The following is a 15,886-nucleotide window of genomic DNA, read 5'->3' as shown; positions in this document are numbered from 1 at the left end:
CTGGACCGGCGTCGGCTATCTGACCGCGACCGCCACCTGGGCGCCCACCCTTGCCACACCCTCGACGACGTGCAGAGCGGCATCGGCGTCGTGCACAACGCCCTCCTGCTGGACGGGCCGGGACGCACGGTCGTACGAGGTCCGTTCCGCCCCTCGCCCCGGTCGGTGGTGCACAGGGAGATGGTCATGTCCCCCAAGCCCCCTGGCTCGTCACCAACCGCACCGCGGACACCACGGGCCGTCTTCTCACCGACTTCGCCGCCACACCCCGCTGGTCCGCGCTGCCGAGGATCCTCTCCTCCGCGCTGCGCGGCTGACCACCTCTGCCGGGTTCCCCACCCGGCCCCTCCCTGGAGACCAACCATGCTCAATCTGGCTGTACTGCTGGAACACACCGCACGCGAACTACCCGATCGCGACGCCGTGGTGCTGGGCGACACAGGGCTGTCGTACGCACAGGTCGACGCCGAGGCGAACCGCGTCGCGGCGGCGCTCGCGGCGCGCGGCGTCGGCCCCGGTGACCGGGTCGCCCTGAGCTGCCCCAACCTGCCCTACTTCCCCATCACGTACTACGGCATCCTCAAAACCGGGGCGACGGTCGTACCCCTGAACGTCCTGCTCACCGAACGGGAGATCGCCTACCACCTGCAGGACTCCGGCGCGAAGGCGTACCTCTGCTTCGAGGGCACGGCCCAGCTGCCGATGGCGAAGGCGGGCCTCCGACGGTCCAGCTCAACGCGGGATTCGCCACCGGCGCCACCATGGTGCTGATGCCACGCTTCGACGCCGCGTCGGCGCTGGAGCTCCTGCAGCGCGAGCACGTCACCTTCTTCGCCGGGGCGCCGACGATGTACTGGGCCCTGCTGACGTTCGAGGACACGGACCGGTTCGACCTAACCGGCATCGCAGCCAACCTGCGGATCAGCGTCTCTGGAGGATCAGCCCTGCCGGTGGAGGTGCTGAAGGCATTCGAGGAACGCTTCGCTGTGCCCGTCCTCGAGGGCTACGGCCTGTCCGAGACCAGCCCCGTCGCCACATTCAACCGCGTCGACCGCCCCCGCAAACCCGGCTCGATCGGGCTTCCAGTGTGGGGCGTGGAGGTCAGGGTCACCCGCCGCGACGGCACTCAGGCCGACGCCGACGAACCCGGCGAGATCCACATCCGGGGCCACAACGTCATGAAGGGCTACCTCGACCGCCCCGAAGCGACGGCGGAGGCGATCGATCCGCACGGCTGGTTCCGCACCGGCGACATCGGCAGGCGCGACGCCGACGGCTACCTCTACATCGTCGACCGCACCAAGGACCTCATCATCCGGGGCGGCTTCAACGTCTATCCCCGCGAGGTCGAAGAGGTGCTGCTCACCCATCCGGACATCAGCCTCGCCGCCGTCGTCGGTGTCGCCCACCCCAGCCACGGCGAGAAGGTCAAGGCCTTCGTCATCCGCAAGCCCGGAGCCACGGTCACCGAGGAGGACATCGTGGCCTGGTGCCGGCAGAACATGGCAGGCCACAAATACCCCAGGCTCGTCGAATTTCGGGAAGCCCTGCCCGTGACGGCGACCGGCAAGATCCTCAAGCGGGAACTCGCCCCGCCACCGTCCGGCTGACCCGCACCGGTCCACTTACAGCCCGGACCCCGGCGGCGGGCCTTTCTCGGGTCGGCACGTCTGGAGAACGGCGCAAGAGCCCCGGCTATGACTTGAGTTCTAGTGGTCGGGGCTCTCGCCATGCCGGGCGGCTGCGAAGAATCCGAGAAGCAGGTGGCGCCGATTCGCGAATGATCGCGCTCGCCTGGATGTGTTCCGGTCAGGCGGCCGGCTTCCTCGGCGAACGCAAGGAGGCAGTGGCCGGGCTGAAGCTTGCCCTGGAGGAACTGCGCGGCGTCGGCAGGGACCCGTCCCGGTGAGGGTTTGCGTGTGCCCGGGGGACCCCTGGGGTGAAATCCCGTGGCGGGGCGGCCCCGTGGGCGTGATGATGACCGGATGACCCAGCGCGCGCAGCCCGTAGATGCCCTCATCGTCGTCGACGTGCAGGCGGCCTTCGTCACCGGCGACGGAGCCGTGCCCGGTGCAGATCGGCTCGTCGACCGGACGGCCGACCTGATCGCCCGGGCCCGGCGGGATGGCGCGTTCATCGCTCACCTGCAGAACGACGGGCCTCCCGGAGCCGAGGACGAGCCGTACACGCCCGGCTGGGAGCTCCACCACCCGCTGGAGCTCGGGACCGCCGAGGTGGCCATCCGCAAGCCCCACGACGACGGCTTCGAGGAGACCGAGCTGGGCAAGGTCCTCACCGACGCGGGGGTACGGGCCGTCGCCGTGTGCGGTGTGATGTCGGAGATGTGCGTCCAGGCCACCGCCCGTACGGCCCTGGCGCTCGGCTACCGGGTCGTCGTCCCGTACGACGCCCACGCGACCCAGGACATCCCGGCGGTGCCGGGCATCAGCGAGGCCGTCCCGGCCGCGACGGTCTCCCGGGTCGCGGCGTACGCCCTCGGGAGCGACGCGGAGACCACCGTCGCGGCCGCCGACGTCACCTTCACGGCCCCGTCGGCGTCTTGAGGCCGCGTACGGCCCGGCAGACCGAGCGCACGGAACGCGCGCGCTGGCCGCTGACGTCCCCGGGCCCGTACGCGGGCGCCTTCGAAGTACCCGGCCGAGGGGGCGCCGGGACGTCGGGGGCCGGGGGCTCGTCCGTGGCGGGCGGGGCGGGCTCGGAATCGGCCACCGCGTCCGGCTCGGGCTCGGGCGCCGGGGCGGGGTCTCCTCGATGGCGGTCGGGGGTTCTTCCACGTCGCGAGGCCCCGATCACGGACGCCGGGGACGTAGACGGACGTCGGCCCGTCCTGGTCTCCCTCATGGGGCCTGGAATCGGCGACGAGGCCGTCTTCGAGGCCGAGCACGCCGACGAAGTCGACCAGGAACCCCTCATTGGTCTCACTCCCACCCACGCGGTCAACGTCATCTCGTTTTGCAACCGCCCTGTCGACCACCTCGTCACGGCCCTGCTGACAGCCGCCGTCCCGTTGCGACGTCGGAGGGTAGTGGGCGCCGCCGTGGACACGCTCGTTCGCCACCAAAATCGTCGGTACGGCGCAGGCGGCGCCCGCCCACGGCAGCTGGAACAGGGCTGCTGGGGAATGCGGGTGGTCAACCGTGGGCCAGGCATCCACGGGGCCCGCAAGCCCTGGCAGCCAGGCCTATGCAGTACGGCTACCAGGTCATCCGCAGTTCAGAAACTGCCACCGGCAAGTAGCTCGGTACGTCTGCGCGCGGCTCGCGGGACTGCCGGCCGCGTGATGGGAGTCGATCACCGCGACGCAATCAGCGTACGCATCGGCCTCAATGCGAGGGCAGCGCGGTCCGTTCGCAAGGGACGCCCTAGGATCGGCCTGGCTGCAGACCTGGAGCAGGTGGACCGAGAGCATGTGGGGTGAGCGATGGCCGGCCGGGTCACGGCGGTGAGCCGCAACGAGACGTACGCGTTCAGCAAGCCCAATCGGGAGTCGATCACGCTGCTCGCCGGGCTCGGGGTCGAGGGGGACGTCCACGCGGGCGAGACGATCCGCCACCAGTTCCGCATGACGTACGAGCCTGACCTTCCCAACCTGCGTCAGGTCCATCTGATGCACGAGGAGCTCTTCGACGAGCTGGCTCTCAAGGGCTTCGACGTCTCCGCGGGCCAGCTCGGTGAGAACATCACCACCCGCGGCGTGGATCTGCTGGGCCTCCCCACCGGGGCGCTGCTCCATCTCGGGGAGCAGGCGGTGGTGGAAGTGACGGGGCTGCGCAACCCCTGCGCGAAGATCAACGACTTCCGCGCGGGACTGCTCGGTCAGGTCTTCTCCCTTGACCCGGACTCGGGCGAGTTCACCTTCAAGTCCGGCGTCATGGCGGTGGTCCGACGCGGCGGACCGGTCCGCCCGCACGATCTCGTACGGGTCGAGTTCCCGCCGCCCCCACACCGCCCCCTGGAGCGCGTCTAGGTGGTGTCGTCAAATGTCACGCCCGCATCGGAAGTGATGCGAGGGTGACGGCGGCTACGTAGGACTGGCCGTTCTTGTCGTACCGGGTGGCGATGCCGCGCCATTGCTTGAGACGGTTGAAGCAGCGTTCCCCCTGGAGCACGACGTTCCGGTGCTTGTAGATCTCGCGGTCTAAGGCCGGCGGGCGGCCGCCGCGGCTGCCTCTCCGGTCCCGGTTGCGGGCCTGGTCGGCCCGCTCGGGGATCGTGTGCGCGATGCCCCGGCGCCGCGGCCAGGTGCGGATCCGCTTTCGAGCTGTAGCCCTTGTCGGCCAGGACGTGGTCAGGCCGGACGCGGGGCCCTCCCGGTCCGATCTGGGGCACCCACCCGGATCGTCTCCATCAAGGCGGTGAACCAGGTGCAGTGCTGTGTTGCCGCCCGTGACGACGAAGGCGAGCGGACGGCCCCGGCCGTCGCAGGCCAGGTGGATTTTGCCGGTCAGACCACCTCTGGGAGCGGCCGAGGGCCGGGTCGCGGAGCCCCTTTTCCGACCCCGGCCGCATGCTGGTGAGCCCGGACAACCGTGGAATCGACCGACACCAGGCACTCGATGTCGCCCGCCGCGAGCAGCCTTCGCCTGAGCGGCCCGCAGCATCCGGTCGAACGTCCCGTCCACCGCCCACCTGCGAAAAGCGTACGCAGCGTGGGGCCCACGGCCCGTAACGCTCGGGCACATCCCGCCAGGCGACACCGGTGCGGAACTTCCACACGATCCCGTTCAGGATCCTGCGGACGCTGGGTGCGGGCGGCATGGGGACGGTGTATCTCGCCCGGTCCCGGGGCGGACGTTCCGTGGCCGTCAAGGTGGCCCGTCCCGAACTGGCTGCCGATCCGCATTTCCGTGCCCGGTTCCGTGCGGAGGTTGACGCAGCCCGCAGGGTCGGCGGGTTTCACACGGCGCAGGTGGTCGACGCCGACCCAGACGCGGCGGCCCCCTGGCTGGCGACCGCCTACATCGCTGGGCCGACGCTGTCGCGTCTGATCGCCGAGCAAGGCCCGATGGATGAGGCCCGGCTGCGGCTGCTCGGCGCGGCTCTGGCAGAGGCGTTGCAGGCCATTCACACCTGTGGCCTCATTCACCGTGACCTCAAGCCCGGCAACATCATCATGGCCGACGACGGCCCGAGGGTGCTCGACTTCGGTATCGTCCGCGCCCTGGAGTCGACCCGGCTGACCTCCACCGGCGCAGCCTTCGGCACCCCTGGATTCCTGGCTCCCGAGCAGGCTCAAGGTCTCGAGGTCGGCGGCGCCGCCGATGTGTTCGCGTTGGGCGCGGTGCTGGTCGCGGCGGCCGGTGGTCAGGCGTTCGGGGAGGGCACCCCGATGGAGCTGATGTATCGGGCCGTGCACGAGCCGCCGAACCTGTCCGCCGTACCCGAGGGCATTCGCCCGGTGGTCGCTGCCTGTCTGGCCAAGGACCCGGCACAACGGCCGACCCCCAAAGCGCTGTTGGACCTGTTCGCACCGGACACCGCTGCGGAGCCGACGCCGGAGGCTGCTTTACATACGCCGACGCTGCCTGCTCCGGCCGCTGTGCTACCCGCCCCGACGGTGCCACCTGTACCGACGCCGGCCTCCGGGGCCGCTCCGGCAACGGCCGCCGGGCACATCGCCAGTGCCGCAACCCTGGCCGCCGCCCCGCGGGCCGATTGCCCGCCGGCCTTCCCGCAGCGGCCGCCCTGGGGCCAGGTGGTGACGACCGCGCCGCCGCGGAGGAGGCGCACTGGACTGCGTGTCTTCGGCGTGGCGGGAGCCCTGATCGTGCTCGGCGGCTTGGGTTTCGGTATCTACGGCTTCTCGGACTCAGCCTTTCCCAAGGCCACGCACGAGCTCGTCACACCCGACACGATGGTGGGGGGTGCATACAAGCGTGATGACAAAGGATCCAACTTCACGGACCCGCAGCCGGACGACTGGCGCCAGAAGGACGTGCTGCACCACTCCGCCGCCTATATCGGCACCGACAAGTCCCCGGGCTTCGAAAAGGTGTCGGTGTACGGCTCGTCCGGTCGATTCAAGTACCCGGAGGCCAAGCGAGACAGCCTGATGGAAGCCATGACCGTAACAGGCAGCGAGAATGTCATCGAGCAGCCCAAGATGATCAGCGTTCCCGGCTCGGACGTCGACTTCCGCTGCACGACGGTGAACGCGGCAACCGTGTGCGGCTGGGGCGACGACAACACCACGGTTGCGATCGAGTTCACCCCAGCGACCGACTCACTCGAACTGGCGGCGGCGGAGACCCGCAAGATACGCGACGCCATCCGCAAGCCGATCACATGAGAGCCCCGACGGACTCGCGCATGGCAGGCGGTGAGAGGGCGGGACCGCCCCCTGGGTGCTTGGCGGGAGGCTGATGGACACCGCTTGAGCCCTCAGCAGACACATGGAACTCGGGACGCGAACCGATACCCCGCAGGCAGAAGGCGCCTTGTGCTTGGGCAGAAAGAACCCCTGGACAAGATGCAGCATCCTTGTTCGGAAGGCCCTTTCGCGTTCCTGCCCATGATCCGGACGGCCCCCAAGTGAAAGCCCGAGGTTAGGGATGCGGCGCTTTCCCCACGGCATTGCGGACCTGCGGACCATCCCCGGCTGGGCGCTGCACCGGCTGGCCGACGACCGGATCGAGCTGCCGCTCCCCCGACGGCGGCGTCTACTCCCGCATACCATCCCCGCCGCGCCCGACTGGTACTCCGCCGCCCTGCACCGCGGGTACGTGGTCTGCTCTTACCGCCCGCAGCTCGGCGTGCGCACCCCGCCGGGCAGCCGGCCGGAGCAGTACATCGACGCCAAGCGGCTGGAGGAGTTCCGCACCGCCCGGGGCCGCGGTCTGGTCGCCGGTGGCATCATCGCCTACCGCAACAACCGCTGACCGCGCCGGACGGTCGAGGAGGAGATCGCATGCCTATAGGAGTGGCCGTCCTCTGCGACACGGACGACTGCCTCGCCGTCTGTCTGGCCGTGGAGACCGGCAACAACGGTGACGAGCGCTCTGCGGACGACGTCTCCCAACTGGCGCGAAAGGCGGCTGAGGGCGACGGCTGGGTGCTCAGCTTCGACTTCGGCCAGCCGGTGACGACGTGCCCAGCGTGCGCGGACGGCCGCGGGCCGGTCCGCGAGCGCGGCACCTGCCGACGGTGCATGGGCCGCGCCGATGAGGCATCCCGGTGCACGTACTGCCTGCACACCAAACCGACGGGCGACGACGGCTGACGGACACACATGCCGTGCCGCCGGAGCTGGACCGTCGTTGACCTGTACGACTCCACAGAGCCGGGCCCTGGGGAGGTCGTGGCTGATCCCCCTGGGGCTCGTGGTGTGTCCGGCCCGTCAGATCTTCCCGGCTGCCGTGGCGGCGGCCCAGTCGGCGGCTTCGGTGTCGGTCATGAGCAGGACCTGGGTCGGGTGGGCGGTGGTGCCCTGGATGACGTGGAGGCGGCCGGGGGCGGGTGCTGCTCTACGGGACGGGGTCGCTCTGCGGGGTTAGGCGGCCCCAGGTGCGGGTGATGGCCCGTCCCAGGACCACGCTGGAGAACTGCTCGCGGGCTGAGGCGGCCAGCGGGGTGGTGTCGAGCAGGCCTCCGAAGAGGGCGTCCATGCGGGTCGCGTGGCCCGCGAGGGGAGCGGGTCCAGGACGTCCTCGATGTGCTTCCTGGTGATCTCACGGGGATCGGTGAGCCCGTCGGCGATGCACCCTCCGAGGGTGCCCAGGATGGCCCCCACGTAGTTCTCGACAGCCTTGGGGCTACGGGCCCGGCTGGAGATGCTGCCCTGGCCGAAGAGTACGTCGATGAACGTGTGCACCGCGGTGGAGAAGGCCGGGCGGGCGATAGCGGTAGCGTCGTTCCGGGCGCGGGCCATGCAGGGGTCGCTGGGCGTTTGCGCGGCGAGCAGGCGGCGTAGGCGGAGGTAGTTGATGACGCGGGCGCCCTGGAGGTCGGCTCTCATGGAGGCCAGGGCCCCGATGTCGCTCCCCTGGATAGGAGCCTCGGCACCGAGGTGGCCGGTCACGATACGCCGGGTTCGGATGTTGCCGTTGAGAAAGTCGGTGTTCCGCCGCAGTCCCGCATGTAGGCGGTGAAATCAGTGACCAGGCTGTCTGCTGCAGCGAGGTGGGCGGCGGGTGCTGTTATCCAGACGGGTGTCCCGGGGCAGGGGCGGGAACAATTCCAGCTGGGCGGGGTCCAGGAGGTGCTCGGATATTTGGCGTTCGGTACTTGGCCCGGGTGCGGGCGCGGCATCGTGTGAGGGCGTAGCGGCCTTGGGGCGCCGCAAGTGCCGGGCAGGAAGCGTCCGACCGCCAGTCCGGCGGCTTGGGGACCGGCGCACCACAGCGGCTGGACTAAGACTTTCACCGATCCCCGACTCTGTGCGGTCCTCGTTGACCGGCTCACCTTCGGCGGCAACCTGATCCAGACCGGCACCGACTCCTACCGCCTCGCTATCACCCACGCCCGGGCAGCAGCACAGAACGCCGCAGGCTGACCTCACCCGGCCAACGGGAGGCGATGCCGTCTTGTCCCACAGGAGGGTCCGACTTGCCTCCCGCTACTGCGGTGCGATGGCCTTGAGCCAGTCCTCGACAGCGACAACGTCTGCCCACTGCGGGAACAGCTTCTCGGTGAGCATCCGGTGCACCTCGGGGTCGGTGTCGAGACAGGCATCCGCCAGCACGGTGAGGCCGAAGTCCAGATCGATGGCGCGCCACAGGGTCGACAGCACTACAGCGCTGGTGGCGATGCCGGTGAGAACAAGGCTGTCGATATCGCGAGCCCTGAGTACCAAGTCGAGGTCGCTGCCCGAGAACGCGCTCCCCCGCCTCTTGGTAACCACCACGTCGCCCTGCTGGGGCGCCACGTCGTCATGAATCTGAGTGCCAGGGGCGCCTTCGGTGAACAGCCCGGCCCGCACGACGTTTGTCATCACCCTGTTGCGCGGGCTGACTTCCGGATCGCCCGGACGTAACCCCATCACCACGTAGATCACGGGGATGCCGGAAGCCCGGGCACCGTCGATCGCTCTGCGCAAGCGCGGCAGATATCCGGAACCGTCATCAGCGATGGCTACGACGTCCCGTTGGACGTCCATCACCAGAAGCGCGCTCTTCGTCATGCTCGCCGTCCCTTCTCCACTGAGAAACATGAGCAAGTCTGGTGGACCAACCGAACTGCGGGGGAGGGTTTCGGTGATCCTCACCCATGACCGGTGTCGGTTCTCGGTTCGGGCACAGATCTCGGGGAGCCGTCGCGAAGCGTCACCCCGTGTTCGAAGCGGGGAACCTCTTGTTCATCAGGACTGCCCCCCAGGGCACAGTGCCCTACGAGGAGGCCGACCTTGAGGATCTGCACCACGTCACCACTGGCCATGTCGACGGCGATGCGTTCGAACAGGCGGTGATCAAGGTGAACTCGGGCTTCGGCAACTGCGGCAGGGGCCGGCTCACCGGAGGATCCTCTCCCGATGGGACTGCCCGGCAACACCCGTAGGCCCACGAGGCGGGCGACTCCCGCTGGACAGCCGGCCCCGACATCACGCATTCAAGTTCTGCAGCGCAGGGCGGGCTCGTCCGTGCACTGTCCGAGCCCCGACTACGCCTACCGTACGCAGAAAATACCCTTGGCCCTCACTTCTCCGAGCCCGGCCTTCACCCCCTCTCGTCCTCGTCGTCCGACCGGGTGGGTCGGGGGATGGGAATGCGGGTCTGTCCTTCGATCGGTGCCGGAGTGCGCTCGCCGAGCCGGCCCTCCAACTGTCGGAGCCTCGTACGCGTCTCCTCGGTCGTCATGTCTCCCCCATCACCGCTGTCGCGCACCGGGATCCGACGGACGGCCCTGCCCTTGCGCCGCTGCCGATGCCGATGCCACGGTCCGGGTGTCCTCGCCGGTGAGTTCGACGATGCGGTGCAGCGGAACCCCAGCGGCCGCGGCCCGCGCCAGCAGGGCGTCCCGTTCGCCTGCGCAGTCGCGGTAGGCCAGCAGCTCTTCCTCCACGCGGGCGAGGGCGCCCGGCGTCAGGGCGTGGCGCAGCTGGTTCAGCTCCTCGTCGCTCAACGGGACGGGCAGCTTCTCCGTCCCGTCGGGGATGGCGCCCGTCTCCTCCGGCGGCAGCAGCCGGACGCCCGGGGAGGCGGCGGTGACACCGTGCGCGTCGAGCCAGGCCCGTACGGCGGGCGTCTCCAGGCACGCCAGGTCTCCCACAGCCGTGACGGAGGCGCCCAGCGGGGTCGCCGGGTCGTCCACGAGGAACAGGTAGGCGTCGTCGGTCATGCTTGTCTCCTTCGCAGACGCGATGGTCGTGTGCCGTCCTCACCTACCCCCTTCGGCGCAAGCCACCCCGGCTCCGGTCACCTCGCCCACGGCGTGCCGGCGCCGCGCACGCCGCCGTCCCGCCCGGCATCCGGTGCCGGTTGTCCGCCACCGGCCGGTAGACGGCGTGGCGACCCACCGCATCGGGGGCAGCGTGGGCAGCGCCCTTGGCGGCGCCCGTCCCCGGCCCGTGTGCAGCAGGATCGTTGCCACACCCGGGCGCCGCCGTACACCTGGCCGGACGAAGTCACCCGGAGCGCCTCGTGTGCAGCGCGCTTCGGGGTCGCGCCCAGCGCGACCGGATCCGCAAACTGCCGGGGAACGATCTCGCATTCGGGGCTCAGGCGGCGTTCGACGAACGAGACGGACGCCGTAAAGAAGCCGCAGTCACCGTCGAAGATGAGCACTGATCGAGTGCGCATGACTTCATCATGCCGAAACGGGGCCCAACCCTCTTTCCACGGGGCCGTGTGCGGGACCGGGGGGGATGTCCGGCGGCTGAGGGGGCACACGTGGACACGGTGCTCGCAACCACGCGGCCGGGCAGGCCATCGGCAGCGCACACGTGGGCGGGCGGACGACGGCAGGTAACAACAGGACTCAGGGAGCTCAGTGATGAAAGTCCGCTCGTGGCCGATCCGACCGGACCTCCGGCTCACCGCCCACGTGGTGGCCGGACGCTACCGGCTCGACGACCTGCTGGGCCGCGGCGGCGCGGCCGACGTGTACGAGGGCATGGACCTGCGCCTGCGGCGACCGGTCGCCGTGAAGGTCTTCCGCCCGGACGGTGCCGCCGACACGGAGGAACGGTTCGACGGCGAGGGCCGGCTGGTGGCCCAGCTGCAGCACCCCGGCCTGATCACCGTGTACGACTGCGGCCGGGACGACGGAACGCCCTACATGGTGATGGAACTGGTCAGGGGCACCACGCTGCGTCGGCGGATCGCGGCGGGTGCGCTGGCGCCCGCCGAGGCGTGCCGCATCGGAGCCGCGCTGGCCTCGGCGCTGGCCCATGTGCACGAGGCCGGAGTCGTTCACCGCGACGTCAAGCCCGCCAACATCCTGCTGGACGAGGCGGGCGCCCCCCGCCTGACGGACTTCGGCATCTCCCGGCTGCTCGGCACCACGGCTCAGACCGTGACGGGCACCCTGGTAGGCACCGCCGCGTACATGGCCCCGGAGCAGGTGCTGGGCCGGGGCGCCGGGCCGGCAGCGGACATCTACAGCCTGGGACTGGTGCTCATCGAGTCGATCAAGGGTGAACTGGAGTACGACGGGGCGCCGCTGGAGGCTGCGATCGCCCGCCTGAACCGTTCCCCGGTCATTCCGCCGGACATACCGGTGGCCTTCGTCGAACTACTGGAAGCCATGACCAACGCGGACGAGAGCCGCCGGCCGGACGCCCGGGTCTGTGGGCGGGCCCTGGCCGCCTTGGCATCGGAGGATTTCGCGAAAGCGGCCGAGGTGCCCGCGGGATCCTCCGTGCCCGCGGCTCCGCCCATGAGGGGCGAGGACGGCGCCGGCGAGCGGAATCCGGACACGCTGAGGTCTGGCGGGGTGGGCGCGGCAGCGGGGGTCGCCGGCGCCGAGGCCGCCGTCTCTGCACACGGCGAGCCGGTGCCCGCACGATCCTCTTCCGGCCGGCCCGCCTCACGCCGGGCCGGCCGGATCCTGGTGACCGCCGGTGCGGCACTGACCGTCTTCGGCGTCGGACTGACCGGTTCGGTGGGCACGCCGTCCGCCGAGGCGGAGAACACCGCGCCCGTTCCGTCGCACCCCGCCACGACCGAACCGGCCTCCCCCACCACCTCGCCCGCTCCGCCAACCGGAGCCGCCGCCGTCTCCGCGTCCGCGCCGCGGTCCCCCTCGTCCATTGGGGACCGGCGGGCCGTCGGCTCCGAGGGCTCGGCGGTCAATAGTCGGACGCCGCCAGCTCGTGGCGTCTCGGAGAGGCAGCGCGGCCGTGTGACCGGTCCGGCAGTTGCCGGGCCGACCCCCCGGAAGGGCGAGGGGTGGCAGGGGAAGCCGAAGCCGGCCAAGGGCAGGCACGCGCGGTAAAACGCCTCGGCGCCCGGCGTTTACGCCGCCTGACGGAGCACCAGACAGTCGACTCGCCCACCCGGGCCGGGGGGGGGCGGTGACGGTCGGGTGGCGGCAGGCCCTAAGAGGCCGTCTTCGTCCGATGTTCATCCCCCAAGCACGCGGTGGAGCTCCTGGAGCAGCAGCTGGCCGACGCCGACCGGGTCTCCAGGCGCTGCAGCGTGCGCGGAGACGTGCTGGAGGACGCGCTGCTGGACCGGACAGAACGCATCGCCGACCTGGAGACACGGCTCAACCAGCTCAAGATCGACCGCGTCGCCGACCGCAAGCGTGGAGATGAGCTCGCGGCAGCGCACCCGGACATCTCCGGCCTGATCCAGAAACGAGCTGCAGAGAGAAGTCGAGCGGCTCGGAGCGGCCCTGCAAGAAGCCCAGGCGCAGCGTGCCGAGGCGGAAGGCCGCTGTGATCTTCTCGAGCGCCTGCGGGACGTTGTCGATCAGACCGCGACAGCCGCGTTGCCCGCCGCCCCGCGGCGCATGCCCAAGGTCCTGGTCCTCGACGACCAGCCGCACAACCTGCTCGCGATGACCGCGGTCCTCTCCACCCTCGACCAGGAACTCGTCAAGGTCTCCTCCGGCCGGGAAGCCCTCAAATCCCTTCTCGACCATGACGACTTCGCCGTCATCATCACGGACGTGCAGATGCCGGAGATGGACGGTGACGAGACCTGGCGCACATCAAACGCCGCCCGAGAATCCGGGACGTCACCATCATCCTTCTGACCGCGTTGGGCCTGGACGCCGAACACTCCGCCCCCGGATACTCGGCCGGCGCCGTCGACTACATCAGCAAGCCCTTCGCCCCGTGGGCTCTGCGCGCCAAGGTCGCCGTGTTCACCGCCATCTACCCGGAACGACGCGCCCCGCGGATCCTCGGCCCCACACCGGACGTAAACAAAGACGGGACAGCCCTTAGGCGGACGGCACCGTGGAGCGGACCACACCGCATGACCCTGGAGGTAATCGACCGCCGTGGAGCCCGAGGACAGGATGGTTGTCGTACCGAGCAGCCCCTGACCGTCACCCCCCCCCCGGAGGAACTACGTCATGCCGTACTTCGAGTCCGCCGCCGACCGCACCCGCCTCCACTTCGTCGACTACGGCCCCGCGGACGGACCCGTCATCGTCTTCGTCAACGGCTCGTACTTCGGCACCGAGATGTGGGAGTACCAGATGCTGCCGCTGGCGGCGGAAGGTTTCCGCTGCGTAGGCTTCGACCGCAGGGGACATGGCAGGTCGGAGGACGTCTGGGACGGCTTCGACCTCGACACCCTCGCCCGGGATCTGGGCTCGCTGCTCGATCACCTGGATCTGCGCGACGTCACCCTGGTCGGGCATTCGATCGGCACGACCGAGGTGGTCCGGTACCTCACCCTCCGCGGTACCGACCGGGTGGCGCGCGTCGCCCTCGTCGGCGGGGTCGCCCCGGGGCCGGCCCGCTCCACGGACCACCCGGAGGGGCTGGACCCGGAGCTGATCCGCGGATTCAACGAGACCTTCCGGCAGGACCGGGCGAAGTTCTTCGCCGACGGCGCCGACGCGTTCTTCGCCCGTCACCTGCCCGGCCCGCAGGTGTCGGACGCGTACGTGGCGTACATGGTGGACCGCTGCCACGGGGCGACGCCGCGCGCCGCCAACGCCCTCGGGGACCTCCTCCCTTCCCTGAACCTCGTCCCGGAGCTGGTGAAGATCGACTGCCCGGTCCTCGTCATCCACGGATCGGACGACGCCTCCGCACCCCTGGCCCTCACGGGCCGCCGCGCGGCCGACCTGATCCCCGGGGCGGAGCTGCACGTGTACGCGCACGCGGGTCACGGGCTGTTCGCGACCCACGCGGACCGCCTCAACGACGACCTGCGCGCCTTCGCCCGCGCCTGACGGTCGAGTCCACCGTCCAGTGCCGCATCCCCGCCGGCGCCCGGTGACCGTCCGACCAGAGCCACCCGCCGAGCCATGCCGGGGCACTGCCGGTACGTCCAACAAGCCGCGGTTGCCGTTCTCGGCGGGCAGGACCTCGACAACGCGAGTGTCGGTACCGGGAAGAGACCAGCCATGGTCGGGCGCGTCCTGGAGGGACCGGAGGACCGTTTCGACGGGCGGCCTGCTCGCAGGCATTGACTTCGGCAAGGATCTTCTGCGCTGCCAGTCGCCGGGAAAGCCGTGTGTGGTGAGGCAGGCCGCGACGCTGGAAGCGCCACGGCCTGCCTCACCTATGCCTAGCGGGCAGAACGGTTAGGGCTGACGGCGGTCACGCAGGGAGTCTTTCATCCCACGGGCCTGCTCCTCGGCCTTGCCCGCGACCTCGCGGGTCTTGCCCTTGACCTGGTCGGTCTTGCCCTCGGCCTTCATCCGCTCGTTCCCGGTCGCCTTGCCGGCGACCTCCTTGGCCTTGCCCTTGGCCTGCTCCATCTTGCCCTTGGCCTTCTCCGCCATGACAAAAACTTCCTTTCCGAAGAACGGTCGATTGATGGACAAGCTAGATCAGATCGGAGTATTTCGCGCGCGGAGCCCGAAGGTCGTCCTGTCGATCGGGGCCGCGTCGCCTGCAGGGCGTCCGCCGCACCGTTAGGGCCGGTCTGGAGCCGGAGGATCATCCGCAGGGCGCAGGCCGAGGGTGTCGAGCGAGACCATCAGGTCCTGGCCGTCGACGCCCGGGAAACCACCGCACAGTGTGCAGCCGCACGGCCTGCCGTGCCCGGACCAGCAGCAACGGCGACTTATCACTGCCGAAGGATCGGGTACGTCGGCGCAGCGCGCCAGCCGCCCGAGCACCTCCCCGCACCGCGGTCGCCATCGGTCTGCGCATCGTGCCGTCGTACGCACACCAGTCGATCGATTCATGAAAGTGGCCGCCGTTGTCCCGGTCGAAGAGACCGGCCCCGGCTACTGCCGTCAAACAGCAGCGCCCCCACCACACCCTCGTACGACTCGAACCCCTCCCGCTCCCAGGTCATCCCGGTTCACCTCCTCTTCAGTCCAGGGCGTTCCGAGCGGCCGCCCGCATCCACGATGGAGCATCGGAAAGTCGCCGCCGAGTCGCGTATCCCAGCGACAATCGGTTGCGCGTGTTACGCCGCGCGTCTCCCTGGACGCCAGCTCTCGTTACGTCGGCGGGTCGAGCGGGGCGATGCCTGTGGCCACGTACAGGACGGGTTCCAGCGACAGGACGGTGACGGGCTCGCCCTCGCGAGCCGCGTTCCAGGCGACGGCCGCGGCAGGGCACGTCAACCGGATCAAGATGCCGCGCGGTGGGCGGCGTCGGCACGGCGTAGCCGGCCGACGCCTCGTACGGCGGAGGCCCGCACCCGGACGGGTGCGGGCCTCTTCTGCCTACGGCGCCCCGGGACAAAGACCGCGACGGTCTCGGTTCCCGCGGTCAGGGTCAGGCGAGGGAGATGTTCTCCGCCTGGGGGCCCTTCTGGCCCTGGGTGACGTCGAACGTGACGGCCTGGCC

The 15,886-nt window shown here is 70.1% G+C and carries 18 protein-coding genes and 3 pseudogenes; 14 read left to right on the top strand and 7 right to left on the bottom strand.

The genetic code is table 11. The features are described from left to right. Positions 1–363: 363 nt before the first annotated feature. The 6 genes from ACZ51I_RS31395 to ACZ51I_RS31370 all read left to right on the top strand — a co-directional run bounded on the left by ACZ51I_RS31395 (position 364) and on the right by ACZ51I_RS31370 (position 3,988). On the top strand, positions 364–771 hold the full coding sequence (locus ACZ51I_RS31395; protein WP_468882721.1) for an AMP-binding protein: 408 nt from the start codon (positions 364–366) through the stop codon (positions 769–771). Beyond that, positions 771–1,610 (top strand): AMP-binding protein, encoded by an 840-nt coding sequence (locus tag ACZ51I_RS31390; protein WP_468882718.1) that lies wholly within the window; start codon positions 771–773, stop codon positions 1,608–1,610. The genes ACZ51I_RS31395 and ACZ51I_RS31390 overlap by 1 nt, the downstream gene beginning before the upstream one ends. A gap of 170 nt (positions 1,611–1,780) precedes the next feature. After that, a complete protein-coding gene (locus ACZ51I_RS31385; RefSeq protein ID WP_468882715.1) occupies positions 1,781–1,909 on the top strand; it encodes a hypothetical protein in 129 nt (42 codons plus the stop codon). A 76-nt stretch (positions 1,910–1,985) separates the two neighbouring features. Then, positions 1,986–2,564, top strand: a complete 579-nt coding sequence (locus ACZ51I_RS31380; protein ID WP_468882712.1) for an isochorismatase family protein — start codon at positions 1,986–1,988, stop codon at positions 2,562–2,564. Between the two features lie 134 nt (positions 2,565–2,698). Continuing rightward, on the top strand, positions 2,699–3,439 hold the full coding sequence (locus ACZ51I_RS31375; protein WP_468882709.1) for a DUF6368 family protein: 741 nt from the start codon (positions 2,699–2,701) through the stop codon (positions 3,437–3,439). A gap of 3 nt (positions 3,440–3,442) precedes the next feature. Continuing rightward, positions 3,443–3,988, top strand: a complete 546-nt coding sequence (locus ACZ51I_RS31370; protein ID WP_468882707.1) for an MOSC domain-containing protein — start codon at positions 3,443–3,445, stop codon at positions 3,986–3,988. Between the two features lie 16 nt (positions 3,989–4,004). On the opposite strand, the pseudogene ACZ51I_RS31365 reads toward ACZ51I_RS31370, so the two are convergent. Continuing rightward, a pseudogene (locus ACZ51I_RS31365) lies at positions 4,005–4,779 on the bottom strand (IS5 family transposase). Between ACZ51I_RS31365 and ACZ51I_RS31360 the strand changes: the two are divergent. The 3 genes from ACZ51I_RS31360 to ACZ51I_RS31350 all read left to right on the top strand — a co-directional run bounded on the left by ACZ51I_RS31360 (position 4,721) and on the right by ACZ51I_RS31350 (position 7,240). After that, positions 4,721–6,310: a serine/threonine-protein kinase gene (locus ACZ51I_RS31360; RefSeq protein ID WP_468882705.1), complete on the top strand. Its 1,590-nt coding sequence runs from the start codon at positions 4,721–4,723 to the stop codon at positions 6,308–6,310. The pseudogene ACZ51I_RS31365 and the gene ACZ51I_RS31360 overlap by 59 nt on opposite strands. Before the next feature lie 262 nt (positions 6,311–6,572). Continuing rightward, on the top strand, positions 6,573–6,899 hold the full coding sequence (locus ACZ51I_RS31355) for a hypothetical protein (RefSeq protein ID WP_468882702.1): 327 nt from the start codon (positions 6,573–6,575) through the stop codon (positions 6,897–6,899). 29 nt (positions 6,900–6,928) lie between these two features. Continuing rightward, a complete protein-coding gene (locus ACZ51I_RS31350) occupies positions 6,929–7,240 on the top strand; it encodes a hypothetical protein (RefSeq protein WP_468882700.1) in 312 nt (103 codons plus the stop codon). Positions 7,241–7,484: 244 nt separating this feature from the next. Here ACZ51I_RS31350 and ACZ51I_RS31345 read toward each other — a convergent pair whose 3' ends face one another. After that, positions 7,485–7,625: a hypothetical protein gene (locus tag ACZ51I_RS31345; protein WP_468882698.1), complete on the bottom strand. Its 141-nt coding sequence runs from the start codon at positions 7,623–7,625 to the stop codon at positions 7,485–7,487. 737 nt (positions 7,626–8,362) lie between these two features. On the opposite strand from ACZ51I_RS31345, the pseudogene ACZ51I_RS31340 reads away from it, so the two are divergent. Continuing rightward, positions 8,363–8,512 (top strand): annotated as a pseudogene (locus ACZ51I_RS31340) (IS21-like element helper ATPase IstB); the annotation flags it as partial. A gap of 63 nt (positions 8,513–8,575) precedes the next feature. Here ACZ51I_RS31340 and ACZ51I_RS31335 read toward each other — a convergent pair. Continuing rightward, positions 8,576–9,139 (bottom strand): cysteine hydrolase family protein, encoded by a 564-nt coding sequence (locus ACZ51I_RS31335; RefSeq protein WP_468882695.1) that lies wholly within the window; start codon positions 9,137–9,139, stop codon positions 8,576–8,578. Between the two features lie 149 nt (positions 9,140–9,288). On the opposite strand from ACZ51I_RS31335, the gene ACZ51I_RS31330 reads away from it, so the two are divergent. Beyond that, complete coding sequence (locus ACZ51I_RS31330; protein ID WP_468882693.1) at positions 9,289–9,513, top strand: hypothetical protein; 225 nt, start codon at positions 9,289–9,291, stop codon at positions 9,511–9,513. Between the two features lie 309 nt (positions 9,514–9,822). On the opposite strand, the gene ACZ51I_RS31325 is transcribed toward ACZ51I_RS31330, so the two are convergent. Beyond that, positions 9,823–10,293 (bottom strand): DUF6003 family protein, encoded by a 471-nt coding sequence (locus ACZ51I_RS31325; RefSeq protein ID WP_468882690.1) that lies wholly within the window; start codon positions 10,291–10,293, stop codon positions 9,823–9,825. Positions 10,294–10,947: 654 nt separating this feature from the next. Here ACZ51I_RS31325 and ACZ51I_RS31320 point away from each other — a divergent pair. The 3 genes and pseudogenes from ACZ51I_RS31320 to ACZ51I_RS31310 all read left to right on the top strand — a co-directional run bounded on the left by ACZ51I_RS31320 (position 10,948) and on the right by ACZ51I_RS31310 (position 14,310). Further along, positions 10,948–12,390 (top strand): serine/threonine-protein kinase, encoded by a 1,443-nt coding sequence (locus ACZ51I_RS31320; RefSeq protein WP_468882689.1) that lies wholly within the window; start codon positions 10,948–10,950, stop codon positions 12,388–12,390. 128 nt (positions 12,391–12,518) lie between these two features. Beyond that, positions 12,519–13,295, top strand: a pseudogene (locus ACZ51I_RS31315) (response regulator); the annotation flags it as partial. A 184-nt stretch (positions 13,296–13,479) separates the two neighbouring features. Beyond that, positions 13,480–14,310: an alpha/beta fold hydrolase gene (locus ACZ51I_RS31310; protein WP_468882686.1), complete on the top strand. Its 831-nt coding sequence runs from the start codon at positions 13,480–13,482 to the stop codon at positions 14,308–14,310. A gap of 354 nt (positions 14,311–14,664) precedes the next feature. On the opposite strand, the gene ACZ51I_RS31305 is transcribed toward ACZ51I_RS31310, so the two are convergent. From ACZ51I_RS31305 to ACZ51I_RS31295, 3 genes are all read right to left on the bottom strand, one after another. After that, on the bottom strand, positions 14,665–14,865 hold the full coding sequence (locus ACZ51I_RS31305; protein WP_468882685.1) for a CsbD family protein: 201 nt from the start codon (positions 14,863–14,865) through the stop codon (positions 14,665–14,667). A 669-nt stretch (positions 14,866–15,534) separates the two neighbouring features. Further along, complete coding sequence (locus ACZ51I_RS31300) at positions 15,535–15,660, bottom strand: hypothetical protein (RefSeq protein WP_468882682.1); 126 nt, start codon at positions 15,658–15,660, stop codon at positions 15,535–15,537. A gap of 154 nt (positions 15,661–15,814) precedes the next feature. Further along, positions 15,815–15,886 (bottom strand): cold-shock protein (locus tag ACZ51I_RS31295; RefSeq protein WP_468881993.1); only part of this gene is annotated, 72 nt, incomplete at its 5' end.

This window comes from Streptomyces sp. NPDC034084 (genome assembly GCF_055575535.1).
This window is presented reverse-complemented; position numbering and strand designations above follow the sequence as displayed.